At 71.8% G+C, this 14,134-nt stretch carries 16 protein-coding genes; 2 read left to right on the plus strand and 14 right to left on the minus strand.

From position 1 onward, the window contains the following. From VK611_20415 to VK611_20425, 3 genes are all read right to left on the minus strand, one after another. The coding region (locus tag VK611_20415) for a rod shape-determining protein (protein ID HMG43707.1) at positions 1–460 on the minus strand (460 nt) is incomplete at its 3' end. Next, entirely contained in the window at positions 460–615 is a 156-nt protein-coding gene (locus tag VK611_20420) for a hypothetical protein (protein ID HMG43708.1), read from the minus strand. The genes VK611_20415 and VK611_20420, both read right to left, overlap by 1 nt. Beyond that, positions 612–1,028 (minus strand): molybdenum cofactor biosynthesis protein MoaE, encoded by a 417-nt coding sequence (locus tag VK611_20425; protein ID HMG43709.1) that lies wholly within the window; start codon positions 1,026–1,028, stop codon positions 612–614. Before VK611_20425 ends, VK611_20420 begins: the two co-directional genes overlap by 4 nt. A 239-nt stretch (positions 1,029–1,267) precedes the next feature. Here VK611_20425 and VK611_20430 point away from each other — a divergent pair, with 239 nt between their 5' ends. Continuing rightward, the gene (locus tag VK611_20430; GenBank protein ID HMG43710.1) at positions 1,268–2,245 is read left to right on the plus strand and encodes a S1C family serine protease; all 978 of its coding nucleotides are present in this window, start codon (positions 1,268–1,270) and stop codon (positions 2,243–2,245) included. Positions 2,246–2,269: 24 nt separating this feature from the next. On the opposite strand, the gene VK611_20435 is transcribed toward VK611_20430, so the two are convergent. After that, on the minus strand, positions 2,270–3,205 hold the full coding sequence (locus VK611_20435) for an NAD-dependent epimerase/dehydratase family protein (GenBank protein HMG43711.1): 936 nt from the start codon (positions 3,203–3,205) through the stop codon (positions 2,270–2,272). Between the two features lie 74 nt (positions 3,206–3,279). On the opposite strand from VK611_20435, the gene VK611_20440 reads away from it, so the two are divergent. Continuing rightward, positions 3,280–4,518, plus strand: a complete 1,239-nt coding sequence (locus tag VK611_20440; protein HMG43712.1) for a zinc-dependent metalloprotease — start codon at positions 3,280–3,282, stop codon at positions 4,516–4,518. A gap of 19 nt (positions 4,519–4,537) precedes the next feature. Here VK611_20440 and VK611_20445 read toward each other — a convergent pair whose 3' ends face one another. The 10 genes from VK611_20445 to VK611_20490 form a co-directional block, all read right to left on the minus strand. Beyond that, entirely contained in the window at positions 4,538–6,103 is a 1,566-nt protein-coding gene (locus VK611_20445; GenBank protein ID HMG43713.1) for an MFS transporter, read from the minus strand. Positions 6,104–6,212: 109 nt separating this feature from the next. Continuing rightward, positions 6,213–6,923, minus strand: a complete 711-nt coding sequence (locus VK611_20450; GenBank protein ID HMG43714.1) for a response regulator transcription factor — start codon at positions 6,921–6,923, stop codon at positions 6,213–6,215. Positions 6,924–6,930: 7 nt separating this feature from the next. Beyond that, positions 6,931–8,094 (minus strand): ATP-binding protein, encoded by a 1,164-nt coding sequence (locus VK611_20455; protein HMG43715.1) that lies wholly within the window; start codon positions 8,092–8,094, stop codon positions 6,931–6,933. Beyond that, on the minus strand, positions 8,091–8,924 hold the full coding sequence (locus tag VK611_20460) for a 5'/3'-nucleotidase SurE (protein HMG43716.1): 834 nt from the start codon (positions 8,922–8,924) through the stop codon (positions 8,091–8,093). Before VK611_20460 ends, VK611_20455 begins: the two co-directional genes overlap by 4 nt. Positions 8,925–8,940: 16 nt before the next feature. Next, a complete protein-coding gene (locus tag VK611_20465) occupies positions 8,941–9,624 on the minus strand; it encodes a PhoU domain-containing protein (GenBank protein HMG43717.1) in 684 nt (227 codons plus the stop codon). Positions 9,625–9,638: 14 nt separating this feature from the next. Next, positions 9,639–10,511: a phosphate ABC transporter ATP-binding protein PstB gene (gene pstB, locus VK611_20470; protein HMG43718.1), complete on the minus strand. Its 873-nt coding sequence runs from the start codon at positions 10,509–10,511 to the stop codon at positions 9,639–9,641. Continuing rightward, positions 10,508–11,488 carry a phosphate ABC transporter permease PstA gene (pstA, locus tag VK611_20475; protein ID HMG43719.1) on the minus strand — a complete coding sequence of 327 codons (981 nt, stop codon included), beginning with the start codon at positions 11,486–11,488 and terminating at the stop codon, positions 10,508–10,510. Before pstA ends, pstB begins: the two co-directional genes overlap by 4 nt. Next, entirely contained in the window at positions 11,488–12,435 is a 948-nt protein-coding gene (gene pstC, locus VK611_20480; protein HMG43720.1) for a phosphate ABC transporter permease subunit PstC, read from the minus strand. The genes pstA and pstC overlap by 1 nt, the downstream gene beginning before the upstream one ends. Positions 12,436–12,530: 95 nt before the next feature. After that, a complete protein-coding gene (locus VK611_20485; protein HMG43721.1) occupies positions 12,531–13,559 on the minus strand; it encodes a substrate-binding domain-containing protein in 1,029 nt (342 codons plus the stop codon). Positions 13,560–13,708: 149 nt separating this feature from the next. Next, positions 13,709–14,122: an NUDIX hydrolase gene (locus VK611_20490; protein ID HMG43722.1), complete on the minus strand. Its 414-nt coding sequence runs from the start codon at positions 14,120–14,122 to the stop codon at positions 13,709–13,711. Positions 14,123–14,134 lie beyond the last annotated feature (12 nt).

Here is a 14,134-nt window from a genome sequence, read left to right on the forward strand (position 1 = left end):
CGCCCACGTCGACCACCAGGCTGGCGGTGGGCTCGGTGATGGGCAGCCCGCAGCCGATCGCCGCCGCCATGGGCTGCTCGATCAGGAACGTCTCGTTGGCGCCCGCCCGCCGGGCCGCCTCGCGCACGGCCCGCCGCTCCACCTCGGTGATGGCGGTGGGCACGCACAGCACCACCCGGGGACGACCGAAGCGCCCGTGGCGCACCCGCGACAGCAGCAACCGCAGCATGCGCTGGGTCACCTCGAAGTCGGTGATCGCCCCGTGGCGCAGCGGGCGCTCGGCCACGATGTCGCTGGGGGTGCGGCCCATCATCTGCCAGGCGTCGTGGCCCATCGCCAGCACCTCGTGGGTGCGGCGGTTGAGGGCGATGACGGTCGGCTCGTTGAGGACGATGCCCTTGCCCCGCTCGTAGACCAGCGTGTTGGCCGTGCCGAGGTCGATCGCCAGGTCGCGGGCCATCACTCGTTCCGAGAGTCGGACAGAGCGCGCATGCCCTCGCGGAAGGAGTCGATGCCCGACTCCACCGACGTGGGCCTGCGCTGCCGCAGGTACAGCACCAACGAGCCGACCGAGGCGATGACCAGCGCCAGCAGGAGGAACGCGACCGCGCTCATGCGGTCACCTCCCGCTTCCAGATCGGCGCCGTCGCCTTGAGCGTGTCGATGCAGAAGCGGGCCGCGTCGAACGCCTCCTGGCGGTGCGGAGCGGACACCGCGACCACCACCGAGCTCTCGCCCACCGGCACCTCGCCGACCCGGTGCAGCAGCACGATGCGCCGCACGACCGGCCACTTGGCCCGGGCCTCCTCGGCGACCGAGGACAGCGACGACCCCACGTGCTCCTCGTAGGCCTCGTAGTCGAGCCGGGTGACCCCCTCGACGCCCTCCGAGTGGTCACGGGCCGTGCCGGAGAAGGTGACCACGGCACCGCAGTCGGGGCGCACCACCCAGGCGCTGGCCTCGTCGACCGGGAGCGGGCTCCGCAGCAACCCGATCCAGGTATCGCCAGAGTCCGGGTGCTCGCTCATGCGTCAATCGTACGCCCCGCGCCCCGCAGGCTGCGGACCACCATTATCCTGCGGCCGTGCCGTTCGATGACGACGCGGCTGACGACGTCACCGGTTTCGGTCCGCCACCACATCCAGATGATCGGCTCTGGCGTCACCCGTCGGAGATGGTCGGCTCCGGACCTCGGAGCGCGCACGCCCCGGCGTCCGCGCACCGCTGGCCCTGGGGTCTGGTCGCTGGTGCCGGCACCGTCGGGGTGATGCTGATCGGCATAGGGCTCCTCGCCTTCGGGATGCGCGACCGCGTGACACCGCGGCGCGCCGCGGCGCCACTCGACATCGCCGGGCTCGCCTCGGGGCCGCTCACGTCGTTCGACTCCTCCGGCCTCTTCAGCGGCCCGCCGCTGGGCAACCGCGAGGCCCGCGACGTGGCGCCCAGCGTCGTCCGCATCGAGGGCGCGGGCACCGGCTCGGGCGTGATCGTGCGGAGCGACGGCATCGTGCTCACCAGCGCTCAGCTGGTCGGCAGCCTCCCCGACGTCAACGTGACGCTCGACGACGGCACCTCCCAGACGGCCACCATCCGTGGCACCGACCCGGTCACCGGCCTCGCCGTCGTCGACCTGCCCGGCGAGGGGTTCACGCCGGCCGACCTCGTGGCCCCCGACGGCCTGGCCCCCGGCGGCACCGTGCTCTGCGCCGGCGTGAACGACGACGGCTTCACCACGGCGCCCGGCACCCTCACCAAGCCGCTGACCCACACCACCACGCCCGAGGGCGACCCGGTCGACGGCGTCCTCCAGATCACCCCGCAGACCACCACCTACCCCACCATGCTGGGCAGCGCGGTGGTCGACGGCAGCGGCGCGATGCTGGCGCTCACAACCTGGACCGACAGCCTCTCCTACTACGCCACCCCGATGAAGGTGGCCGCCAAGGTCGCCGACGACCTGCTGGCGACCGGCTCGGCCCGGCACGCCTGGGTGGGCATCCTCGGCACCGACGCCCCTGGTGGAGGTGTGCAGCTCACCGAGGTCGACCCCGACGGGCCCGCCGCCGGGAGCCTGCAGGTCGCCGACGTGATCACCGAGCTCGACGGCAGGCGGATCGCCGACATGTCGACGCTGGTGAGCCGCCTGCAGCTCAAGAGCCCCGAAGACCGGGTCGACGTGACCTACCAGCGCGACGGCGTCACCGCCGAGACCGAGCTGGTTCTGTCTTCGCTCAGCCCGGAATAGCCGGCCCAGCGAAGACAGAACGGTTCAGCGGCGGGGCGCGAGCCAGCGGCGCACGGCCCAGGCCGCGCCCACCGCGGCGCCCGCGACGCTCACACCGGCCACGCCCAACGCCAGCTCCTGGCGCCGGCGGGGGCTCAGCGTGGCCCAGGGACCGGCCTCGTGGGACTCGACCCAGGCCTCCTCGCTGGAGGTCGCCGGCGTCCAACCGGCCGAGCGCAGCGCGTCGCTGGCCACCACCCACGAGTGCAGGGTGTAGGGCACCAGCTCGGGCGGTGTCGGACCCAGGCCCGAGCGGAACCGCCAGCGGGCGAACCGGTCGGCCAGCTGCTCCGGCAGGCGCACCCGCGGGCCGACGCCGGTCAGCGACCGCACCTCGTCGCCGGAGATGGCCTGCTCGGGGGCCACGTTGAAGGCGCCGTCGAGCCGCTTGGTACGGGCCAGGGTGACGGCCGACGCCAGGTCGTCGAGGTGCAGGAACTGCACCGGCGGCTCCACCGCCAGCTCGGGCACCGCCGGCGCCGGGCGCAGCGCCCGGATCAGCCAGTCGTTGCGGCCGGGGGTGCGCACCGGGCGCAGGATCGTCACCGTGCTGCCGGGGTGGGCGTCGCGCCACTCGCCGGCCAGGCGCTCCAGCTCGGCCCGCTCGGTGGCGTAGGTGAAGCCGGGGTTGGGGCGCAGGACGGCCTCGTCGGTGAGCGGGACCGGGTTGTTGGGCCAGGCGCCGTAGACGGTGGCGTCGGACAGCATGACCAGGTGCTGGACGCTGGCGTCGCCGGCGGCGTCGAGCAGGCGGCGGGTGGCGTCGACGTCGGCCGTGGCACCCGTGGGCGACTGGGGGGTGCCGGTGGCGAGGTGCAGCACGGACTCGGTGCCGTCGAGCGGGTTCTTCAGGTCACCCCCGAGCACGTCGCCCAGCTCACGGACCTCGGCGTGCTCCCCGTCGGCCAGCAGGCTCCGCACTTTCCGACCCAACGGGGTATCTGCACCCGTGACCGCGACAGCAACCATCGTCTCTACCTTTACCATGCTCTGTTGTGAGTGGTCCTACTGGCCCCGGCAACCCCTTCGAGGGAATGCCCTTCTTCGGTGACATCGCAAAGCTCCTGGGCTCGGGCGGTGGTGTGCCGTGGGATGCCGCCCGCAGCCTGGCGCTGTCCATCGCCACCGACGGGCAGAGCGAGCCGAACGTCGAGCCGACCGAGCGCATCAAGCTGGAGCAGCTCGCCCGGGTCGCGGAGCTGCAGGTCGCCCACGTCACGGGCCTGTCGCCCTCCGTCGGCGGCCGGGACCTGACGGTGATGCCGGTCAACCGGGCGCTGTGGGCCACCCGCACGCTCGAGGCCTACCGGCCGCTCCTCGAACGCCTCGCCAACGCCCTGCGCGCCCAGCCCGACCAGGACACCACCGACCCCGAGGGCCTCCCGGCCGACCCGTCGATGGTCTCCCAGGAGGACCAGTTCGCGGCGATGCTCGGGCCGATGCTGCAGGCCATGCAGCCCACGATGGTGGCGATGATGGCCGGCTCGATGGTCGGCCACCTGGCCCGCACCTCGTTCGGCCAGTACGACCTGCCCATCCCCCGGCCGGCGTCCGACGAGCTGGTGATCGTGATGCCGAACCTCGTCGAGTTCGGCGACGAGTGGAGCCTCCCGCCCGACGACCTGCGCCTGTGGATCTGCGTCCACGAGATCGCCCACCACACCGTGCTCGGCGTGCCGCACGTGCGCCAGCAGCTCGACGAGCTGATCGGCGAGTTCGCCGCCGGCTTCCGCAACGACCCCGACGCCCTCAGCGACCAGCTCGGGGCCATCGAGGAGAGCGCCGACGACCCGAGCGTCGACCTGCTCGACCGCATCCGTCGGGCCATCGGCGAGCCCGGTGCGTTGATCGGCGCCATCCAGTCCGACGAGCAGCGGCGGCTGAAGCCCCAGCTGGAGGCGCTGCTCGCCGTGGTCGTGGGCGTCGTCGACCACATCATGGACCAGGTGGGCGAGAAGCTCATCGGCAGCTACGGCATGCTCACCGAGGCGCTGCGGCGTCGCCGGGTGGCCACGTCGGAGGCCGACCGCTTCGTGGAGCGCATGCTGGGCCTGGAGCTCACCCAGTCGACCTACGACCGGGGCACGGCGTTCGTCGACGGCGTGGTGGAGCGGGCCGGCGAGGACGGCCTGGCCCGTCTGTGGGAGTCGAAGCGCAACCTCCCCAGTCCCCCCGAGGTCGACGCCCCGGGCCTGTGGCTGGCGCGCATCGACCTGCCCGCCACCGACGACTGACGACCGACCGCTCCCAGGTCTAGAGGTTCGTCGGGTCGACCACGACCGTCGTGTCGTCGCTGCTCCGTGCCGGAGGCGGCGGTGGGGGTGGTGGGGGCGGCGGCGGAGGAGGAGGGGGCGGAGGTGGCGGCGGCGGGGGCATCGCCGTGGCCGTCTCGACCGCGACCTCGACCTCGGTGCCGGACGACGGCGACGCGGTCGGGGGGTTGGGCGGGGGGTTGGGGGACTTCTCGGTGAGGCGGGCCGGGCGGCGGCCGTCGAGGCGCTTCTCGCGGATGCGGTCGAAGCCCTGGCGGGCCTTGCGGAGGGCCCGGGCCCGGGTGTCGAGGCTCCGGGACGGGACGGGTTTGCCGGCGGCCACGGCCTTCGCCCCGGCCACGTAGGACAGGAGGGCGAAGGCGGCCGCGCCCGACACGAACAGGAAGCCGAGGCGGGACGGGATCTCCAGGCGGCTCGGGACCATGACCGGGATCAGGGCGCCGATCACCCAGATCAGCTGGAACCGGGTCTCGAAGCGGGCGAAGGAACGACCCCGGTTGGCGTCCGGGGCGTCACGCTGGAGGATCGAGTCGAACGCCAGCTTCGACCCGCTGGCCGCCAGGCCCACCGCCAACGCCATCACCAGGGCGCCGGGGAAGCGACCGACGTACGCGGCCACCACGGCGATCGCCGCGGTGACCCCCAGGAACAGCTGGATGATCTTCTCCTCGCCCACCGCGCTCTTGCGCAGTGCCGGAGCCACCGCGGCGCCGCTCAGCGCGCCGATGCCGTTGGCGGCCAGGATCACGCCGAACTGCCACGTCGGGGCGTCGGCGCGGCGCAGGTCGAAGGCGATCAGGAACGTGATGAAGCCGACGACGCCCCGCAGCAGACCCATGGCGGAGGCCGCCAGCAGGATGCCGGCGCCCCGCAGCTCGTCGCGCTCGATCGTGTCCTCGCGATCGGGGGCCACCCGCGTCGCCGGGATCTGGGTGCCGGCCACGGCAGCCACCCCGAACACCGTCCCCGCCAGCACCATCACCCCGCCCCCGCCGAACAGCACGTTGGCCAACAGGCCCGGCACCGCCGCCACGAACCCCATCACGCCCGACAGCAGCGACAGCTTCGAGTTCGACTCCACCAGCTCCTCGTCGGAGCTCACCAACGTCGGCACCAGCGCCGACTTGGCCACCGAGTAGGCCTTCGACAGCACCAGCACCGCGAACACCTCGGGGAACAGCAGCAGGCTGTCGAGGTGGCCGATCATCAGCACGCAGATCACCGAGCGGAGGGCGTTGGCCCCGACGACGACCCAGCGCCGGCCTCCCTGCACCCGGTCGAGCCACGGGCCGATCAGCGGGGCGACCAACGAGAACGGCGCCATCGTCAGGATCAGGCCCAGCGCCACCCGTTCCTTCGCCTGGGTGGGGCTGATCGAGAAGAACAACGAGCCCGCCAGCGCCAGGGCGATCAGCGTGTCGCCGGCCACGGCGGCGGCGTGCGTGCGTGCCAGCCGCGTGAACGGGGACACCACGAAGGCCGAGGCGCCCGAACGCCGCTGGGCGATCGGCTGCCAGCCCTTGGTGTCGTCGTCGCTCACCGCCATGCCTCAGAGGGTAATTGCCTCGGCGAAGCCCGAGACCGCTTGGGGCGGCGGCGGGGTGGTTGGCGGGGGTATGCGCGTGAACGCGGCCGTCGACGCAGCCCTTCGAGCCTTACGGGCGGGGCGTGTCGTACTTGTAGCCCAGGCCGCGGATGGTGACGATCCGGCTCGGCAGCGAGGGGTCGTCCTCGACCTTCGTGCGCAACCGCTTGACGTGCACGTCGAGCGTCTTGGTGTCGCCCACGTAGTCGGCGCCCCACACCCGGTCGATCAGCGTCTCCCGGGGCAGCACCCGGCCGGCGTTGGCCAGCAGGATCTCCAGCAGCTCGAACTCCTTGAGCGGCAGGCGCACCTGCGTGCCCCGAACCTCGACCTCGTGGCGCTCCGGGTCGAGCCGCACGTCGCCCACCTCCAGCACCTCGCCGCTGGTCGACGTCGTGGTCAGGTCGGCCGAGCGGCGCCGCAGCACCGCCCGCATCCGGGCGACCAGCTCCCGCAGCCGGTAGGGCTTGGTGACGTAGTCGTCGGCACCCACCTCCAGGCCCACCACGGTGTCGATCTCCGACCCCTTGGCCGTCACCATGATGATCGGCACCTGGGAGCGTCGCCGCAGCTCGCGGCACACGTCGATGCCCGACACCTTGGGCAGCATCACGTCGAGCAGCACCAGGTCGGGGCGGACGGCGTCGAACATGTCGAGCGCCTCGGCACCGTCCTGGGCCACCTGCACCCTGAAGCCCTCGCGCTTCAGCCCGACCGTCAGCGCCTCGACGAAGCTGTGCTCGTCCTCCACCAGCAGGACCGTGAAATCGTTGCTGCTCATGAGCGGGTCATCCTGTCTCCGTGGATTCGGCGCGGGCGGGTAGCCGCAGGGTGAAACACGATCCTTCGCCTTCGCGCGACTCCACCCTGACCTCACCCCGGTGGTTCGACGCGACATGCCGGACGATGGCCAGGCCCAGACCGGTCCCCCCGGTCTCGCGGCTGCGGGCCCGGTCGACCCGGTAGAAGCGCTCGAAGATCCGCTCCAGGTCGCGCTGGGGGATGCCGATGCCGTGGTCGCGCACCTCGACGTCGACCCACCTGCCGTCGCTCTGCGCCCGCACCTCGACGGAGCTGCCGGGCTCGCTGTACTTGACCGCGTTGTCGAGCAGGTTGGCGGTGGCCGACACCAGCTGCCGGCGCTCGCCGTAGACCGTGAGGCCGCGCGCCGGGTCGTCCACGTCGACGCTGATGCCGCGGCGATCGGCGGCGGGACGGACCCGCTCCACCGCCTCGGCGACGAACAGCGTGACCGGCAGCGATTCGTCGACCTGGGTGGGCGAGGCCTCGATGAGCGACAGCTCCAGCAGGTCGTCGATGGTGTGGCTCACCCGGAACGCCTCGCCGGCCATGCGCTCGGCGAGGCGCCGCATGACGTCGGTGTCGTCCTCGCCGAGCAGGGTCTCGGCCAGCAGCGCGATGGCGCCGATCGGGGTCTTCAGCTCGTGGCTGATGTTGGCGACGAAGTCGCGCCGCACGTTCTCCAGGCGCCGCCGGGCCGACGTGTCCTCCACCTCGACCAGCGCCCCGTCGGGCTTCTCGCCCTTGCCGAGCGGCACCGCCCGCAGGCTCAGCGTGCGGCGGGGCGGGCCGTACACCTCGACCTCCTCCTCGGTGTCCTTGCCTCGGAGGGCGCGGGTGGCCACCGTGGAGATGGCGTTCTCCACGAGGGCGTCGCCGTGGCGGGCCGCCAGGTAGGTGGCCGCCGGGCGGTTGCGGTAGCTGACCTCACCGTCGCTGTCGTAGACGACCACGCCGTGGGTGATGGCACCGAGCGCCGCGCGCAGCCGGCTCTCCTTGCGGGCCAGGTCGGCCCGGCGCTGCCCGTCCTGGTCGACCGCCGCCTCCAGCTGGTCGACCCGCCGGCGGGCCGCGTCGAGCCGGACGGCGACCAGCACCAGCGCCGCGACCACCGCGACGAGCACCAACCCGAGCACCAGCGACGCGCTCATGCTCCCGGTGCTTCCAGTCTCGGGTGAGGCGGGATACCGAAGACCTCGGCGGGGTCGAGAGGCTCGGTGGCCTGGACGCCGGTGAGGCGGGTGACGGTGACGTAGCCGGACTTCACCAGGGCAGTGTCGCTCCCCGCGGGCAGATCGCCGTTCCCGCCGGGCCGCAGCTCCAGCTGGAGGCGGCCGCCCTCCGGGCCCACGGGCTGCACGACGGTGGTCCGCACGGTGCCGAACGGCGCCAGCTCCGCCCAGCGGACGCCCTGCACCTCGTCGCGGGGCAGGTTGGGGACGTTCACGTTGAGGACCGTTCCCGGCGGCGACTCGGCCATCCAGCGCACGGCCGCGGCGCCGAACGCCGCCGCGGTGGCCCAACTCGGGCCCTCCCCGGCCTTCAGCAGCTCGGCGCTGGGGACGTCGATGCTCACGGCGAGCCCGCTGACCCCGAAGTTGGCGGCGGTCAGCGCGGCGCCGACCGTGCCCGAGTGGAGCACGGCCCGCCCGGTGTTGCAGCCCGGGTTGATCCCCGACACCACCAGGTCGGGCGGGTCGCCCAGGGCGCCGAGCCGGGCCGCCAGCACGCACAGGCCCGGTGGGCCCGCCAGCGACCACGCCGTGACGTCCTCGGCGCCGGGCAGCAGCACGGGCCGGGCCTCGAGGTCGCCCATCGTTCCCGCCATGCGTCCGAGCGACGCGCCGGCGCCGCTCATGTCGACGTCGGGAGCGACGACCACCACGTCGTGGCCCAGCTCCGCCACCGCCGCGGCCAGGGCGTGCAGCCCCGGCGCCTCCACACCGTCGTCGTTGGTGACCAGCACCCGGAGAGGTTCCATGGCCTCTATTCCACCTTCACCGGACCTCGGCGGCGAGATGGGTGGGCTCGCCGGTGAGCAGGTAGCGCAGGCGGGCGCCGATGATCGCCGCGTGGTCGGCGATGCGGTCGGCCGCCTGGCTGATCACGAACATCCCCATGGCCAGGCGTACGGCCTCGGTGCGCTCCTTGTCGTGCACGCTGGCCAGCAGCCGCTCGTGGAAGGGGAACAGCGGCGCCGGGTGGTCGGCCAGCTCGGTGGCGAGCCCCAGGTCCTGCGCCGACCAGGCACGCAACGCGGTGCGGTACTGCTCGACCGCGGTGTCGACCAGGGTGAGCAGCACGTCCCACGCCTCGCCGGTCGTCTCCAGCGCCTCGACGAACGGCGCCAGCTTCACGACCCGCAGCGCCAGGTCGCCCACCCGCTCCAGCTCCGACAGGATGCGCACCACCGACACCACGAACCGCAGGTCGGATGCCACCGGCGCCTCGCGGCCCAGCAGCCCGTAGCAGCGCTCCAGGAGGGAGACGTGCATGGCGTCGATCTCGTCGTCGGCGGCCAGCGCGGTGGCGGCGACCTTCGTGTCGCCCGTGCGCAGGACGTCACGCATCCGCTCCAGGTTCTGGTCGACCCGAACGCCCATCAGCTCGACCTGCAGACGGATCTGGTCGAGCTCGTCGTAGAAGGCGGTGCGCAGGGGCCCCGGAGGCGGCGGTTCCATAGGCGGCCTGCGCGTCAGCCGAACCGGCCGGTGATGTAGTTCTCGGTCCGCTCGTCCGACGGGTTGGAGAAGATCTTCTCGGTGCGGTCGAACTCCACCAGCACACCGCTGCGCCGGTCGCCCTCGGAGGCCACCTCGGTGGAGTAGAAGGCCGTGGCGTCCGACGCCCGCGCCGCCTGCTGCATGTTGTGGGTCACGATCACGATCGTGAACTCGGTCTTGATCTCCTGCATCAGGTCCTCGATGCGGGCGGTGGCGATCGGGTCGAGCGCGGAGCACGGCTCGTCCATGAGCAGCACGTCGGGCTTCGTCGCGATCGCCCGGGCGATGCAGAGCCGCTGCTGCTGGCCGCCGGAGAGGCCCATGGCGGAGTCCTTGAGGCGGTCCTTCACCTCGTCCCACAGCGCGGCCTTGGTGACCGACTCCTCGACCACGGCTTCCAGGTCGCCTTTGCGTTTGATGCCGAGCAGGCGTGGGCCGTAGGCGACGTTGTCGAAGATCGACTTGGGGAACGGGTTCGGCTTCTGGAACACCATGCCGATGCGGCGCCGCACCTCGACCGGGTCGACGCCGTGCCCGTAGAGGGGCACGCCGTGGTAGTTGAGCGTGCCCTCGGCCCGGGCGCCGACGATCAGGTCGTTCATCCGGTTGAAGCACCGCAGCATGGTCGACTTGCCGCACCCGGACGGCCCGATGAACGCCGTGATCTCGTTGTGGAGCACGTCGAGGCTGACGTCGCGCACCGCCCGGAAGTCGGTGTAGAAGACGCTGAGGTCGCGCACCTCGAAGACGATCTCCTCGGGGGTCGGCTCCCGATCCGTGGACCCGTCGGACTCGCGGTCGACCTTCGGCTTCACAGTGACGACGGTGGGCTTGGTGTCAGTCATCCCGACCTCTTCTTCTCGAACCGGTTGCGCAGGACGATCGCGATGGAGTTGATGAGGAGCACGAAGACCAGCATGGCGAGGATCGTCGCCGCTGCAAGGTCGACCTTGAACTCCGGCTGGGGAGCCTTCGACCAGTTCGAGATCACGGTCGGCAGCGCCGTGAAGCGCTCCTGCAGGTGGCTCGGGTCGAACACGTTGTTCAGGTTGAGCCCCGCCCCGCCGCTGGAGAAGGTGTAGGAGCCGACGACGATGAGCGGCGCCGCCTCGCCGACCGCCCGGGCGATCGACAGCAGCGACCCGGTGAAGATGCCGGGCGCCGCGTACGGCAGCACGATCTTGCGGATGACCTCCCACCGGGTGGAGCCGACCCCGTAGGCGGCGTCGCGCAGCTCCTGCGGGACGGCCCGGAGCGACTCCTGCGTGGTGATGATCATCACCGGGAGCACCAGCACGGCGAGGGTGATGCCGGCCGCGGCCAGGGTCTTCGTGTCGACGCCCGAGTTGCTGGTGAAGCCGTTGAGCGCATCGACGAAGATCGCCAGGCCCAGCAGGCCGTAGACCACCGAGGGCACGCCGGCAAGGTTCCGGATGTTCAGCTGGATGAAGCTGGTGAGCCAGTTCCGCCGGGCGTACTCCTCGAGGTACACGGCAGCGCCGATGCCCAGCGGGAAGGCCACCACCGCCACGCTGATGGCGATCCACACCGAGCCGACGATCCCCTGCGAGATGCCCGCCCGGGCCGGGCGACGGGACAGGCCGGCGTCGAGGAAGTCGACGCCCCGGTCGCTGAAGGTGCCCAGGCCGTCGGTGAGGATCGAGCTGATGAGGGCGGCCAGCACCAGCAGAGAGACCAGCAGGCACGCCAGCAGGCCGACCTCGAAGGCCTTGCCGCGCACGTCGACGCGACTGCCCTTCAGGGCCTGGGCGACCGCGCCCTGGGCCGCGCCGCCGGAGTGTCCGATCGTGGTGAGCGCCATCAGTAGGCCTGCCTGTACTTGCGGACGAACCGGTCGCCGAGGAGGTTCAGGAGCAGTGTGAAGAAGAAGAGGATGATGCCGAGGAAGTAGAGGCTCGGCACGGCCAGGCCGGCGCCGACCACGTTGTCGCTACCGGTGGCCAGCGAGGCCATCGCGGCGGTCATGGTCAGGGTGGCCTCGCGCGGGTCGGCCTGGAAGGTGGCCTGGTCGGCGGCGCCGCCGGCGATGTAGACGACCATCGTCTCACCGATGGCCCGCGACATCGCCAGGATCAGGGCGGCCACGATGCCCGACACCGCCGCCGGGACGACCACCTTGAGGCTGGTGGTCATCTTGCGGGCGCCGAGGCCGGCCGAGGCCTGGCGTAGCGCGTCGGGCACCGACCGCATGGCGTCCTCCGACACGGAGGCGACCAGGGGGATGGTGAGGATGCCCACGCCGATGCCGGCGGCCAGCATGCTGCCGCCCCGGCCGGCCTCCTCGCCGAACAGGCGGCCGACGACGTTGGGGGCGATCCACTGGAGGGCGAAGAAGCCGAACACCACCGAGGGGACGCCGGCCAGCACCTCGAGGATCGGCTTGAGCACCCGACGCACCCGGGGCCGGGCGTACTCGCCCAGGTAGATGGCGGCGCCGAGGCCGAGGGGGGCGGCCACCACGATGGCGATGCCGGTCACGATGAGGCTGCCGACCAGCAGCGTGGAGATGCTGAACTCGCCCTGGCGGGGCGCCCAGTTGTCGCTACCGAAGACGGTGCCCCAGTCGGCGTCGGTGAAGAACTCCCAGCCCTTGGAGAACAGGGCGATCAGGATGAGGGCGCTGATCAGGAGCGAGGCGCCGGCGGCGGTGCCGAACACCGCGCCCATGACGCGCTCGCGGCGCTGACGCCGCGGGTCGCCCGACAGGTCGACCGGACCTGTGGGCGGAGGTAGGGCTGTGGTGCTCATGTCGTTGGGTTGCTCCCCTCAGCTTGTGGCACGAGGCCGGGCTCCCGTCGAGCCCGGCCTCGCCACATGTTGGACCAGGGGTCCGACCGCTGCTGTCAGCGACCGTCCCAGGCCGACTGGGTCTCTGCAGCCTGGTCGTCGGGCAGCGCCACGTAATCGGCGGCCTCGACGAAACCGGCCAGGTCGCTCAGGTAGAAGTCGACGTAGCCGGCGACGGCCGGGTTCTCGTCGGCGTTGGCCGTGTTGACGTAGATGTAGAGCGACCGGGACAGCGGGTAGTCGCCGCTGGCGATCGTCTCGGCATCCGGGGTGATGCATTCGCCGTCGGGCTCGGCGGCGACGTCGAGGATCTTGACCGCTTCACCGGCCTGGTCGGCGAAGGCGAAGCCGACCCAACCGAGCGAGAAGTCCGACGCCTCGACGTTTGCGAGGATCGTGTTGTCCTCGGCGGAGGCCGAGTAGTCGGACCGGGTGGTCTCCTCCTGGCCGCGTGCCTCGATCGAGTCCGCCAGGGCGATCTCGATGAACGAGTCGTAGGTGCCCGACTCGGGGCCGGGGCCCGTCAGGTCGAGCGCCTCGTCGGGGAACGTGGTGCTGGAGCCGAGCTCGGAGGCGATCGCCTGGGCGTCGGACCAGTTGGCGAAGCCCGTCGACTCGGGGCCGGTGAGGGCGTAGAGGTCGGCGAAGTTGAGGCACTCCACCGCGTCGTTGCCCGGGCCCGTCATGACCGCCATGCCGTCGAAGCCGACCTTCAGCTCGACGTACTCGACACCGGCCGCCTCACAGGCGGCGATCTCCTCTTCGTCGATCGCCCGGGAGGCGTCGGAGATGTCGGCGCCGCCCTCGCAGAACTCGACGAAGCCGTCGCCCGTGCCCGGGTCGTCGACCGTCACCTCGGCGCCGGTCTCGGTGGCGAAGTCCTCGCCGACGAGCTCGGAGATCGGTGCGACCGTCGAGGAGCCGGTGATGCTGACCGTCTGGCCCGAGAGGTCCTCGGTCTCCTCGCCGCCACCGCCGCCGTCACTGCCGCCGGTGTCGTCGTCATCACCGCAGGCTGAGGCCAAGAGGGCCAGAGACAGCGGAAGTGCCAGCAACGCGAGCCGGCGGTTTGTCTTCACTTGCACGGAGCCCTCCTTGGGCTGGACGTTGGCGCAGCTCGCGCCCTGTCGCCCGCCGACGGTAGAGAGCCAAGTGAACGGGCTCAGGAGACCCGGATGAACCAGAGGTGAACGGTCAGGCAACCAGGTCTTAAGGCTGCCTGCTCTGGGCGTCGTCACCGCATCTCTACCACTCCCGGTAACGACCGGAGCACGGAGCGGTCCCTTTCGTAGGTCAGCGCCGCCTCCGCGTCATCTGCTGGCAACCACCGCGACTCGTCGACCTCGTCGTCAGGGGTGCGGGGGGTGGACGACTCGACCGTCATCGCCCAGTAGCGGACCCGCTTCGGCCGCCCCCGCCCGTCGAGGTACTCGATCGACTCGAGCTCCGAGCCCAGGCGGCAGCTCAACCCGGTCTCCTCGAACACCTCCCGCCGCGCCGTCTCCTCGTCGGTCTCGTCGTCCTCGTGCTTGCCCTTGGGGAACGTCCAGTCGTCGTACGCCGGCCGATGCACCAACACCACCTCGACACCGCCGTCGTCCCCCCGGCGCCACACCACACCCCCTGCCGCCCGGACGATCTTGGCCACGAGTCGTCCCCC

It is taken from the genome of Acidimicrobiales bacterium, assembly GCA_035316325.1.
Lineage (GTDB): Bacteria > Actinomycetota > Acidimicrobiia > Acidimicrobiales > VFJN01 > DASXTK01.

What these genes read in the sequence shown, in the direction of transcription:
- VK611_20420 (HMG43708.1), bottom strand. Translation starts at nt 615, where the DNA reads ATGAGCGCGGTCGCGTTCCTCCTGCTGGCGCTGGTCATCGCCTCGGTC.
- VK611_20425 (HMG43709.1), bottom strand. Translation starts at nt 1,028, where the DNA reads ATGAGCGAGCACCCGGACTCTGGCGATACCTGGATCGGGTTGCTGCGG.
- VK611_20430 (HMG43710.1), top strand. Translation starts at nt 1,268, where the DNA reads ATGCTGATCGGCATAGGGCTCCTCGCCTTCGGGATGCGCGACCGCGTG.
- VK611_20445 (HMG43713.1), bottom strand. Translation starts at nt 6,103, where the DNA reads ATGGCGGTGAGCGACGACGACACCAAGGGCTGGCAGCCGATCGCCCAG.
- VK611_20450 (HMG43714.1), bottom strand. Translation starts at nt 6,923, where the DNA reads ATGAGCAGCAACGATTTCACGGTCCTGCTGGTGGAGGACGAGCACAGC.
- VK611_20455 (HMG43715.1), bottom strand. Translation starts at nt 8,094, where the DNA reads ATGAGCGCGTCGCTGGTGCTCGGGTTGGTGCTCGTCGCGGTGGTCGCG.
- VK611_20460 (HMG43716.1), bottom strand. Translation starts at nt 8,924, where the DNA reads ATGGAACCTCTCCGGGTGCTGGTCACCAACGACGACGGTGTGGAGGCG.
- VK611_20465 (HMG43717.1), bottom strand. Translation starts at nt 9,624, where the DNA reads ATGGAACCGCCGCCTCCGGGGCCCCTGCGCACCGCCTTCTACGACGAG.
- pstB (HMG43718.1), bottom strand. Translation starts at nt 10,511, where the DNA reads ATGACTGACACCAAGCCCACCGTCGTCACTGTGAAGCCGAAGGTCGAC.
- pstA (HMG43719.1), bottom strand. Translation starts at nt 11,488, where the DNA reads ATGGCGCTCACCACGATCGGACACTCCGGCGGCGCGGCCCAGGGCGCG.
- pstC (HMG43720.1), bottom strand. Translation starts at nt 12,435, where the DNA reads ATGAGCACCACAGCCCTACCTCCGCCCACAGGTCCGGTCGACCTGTCG.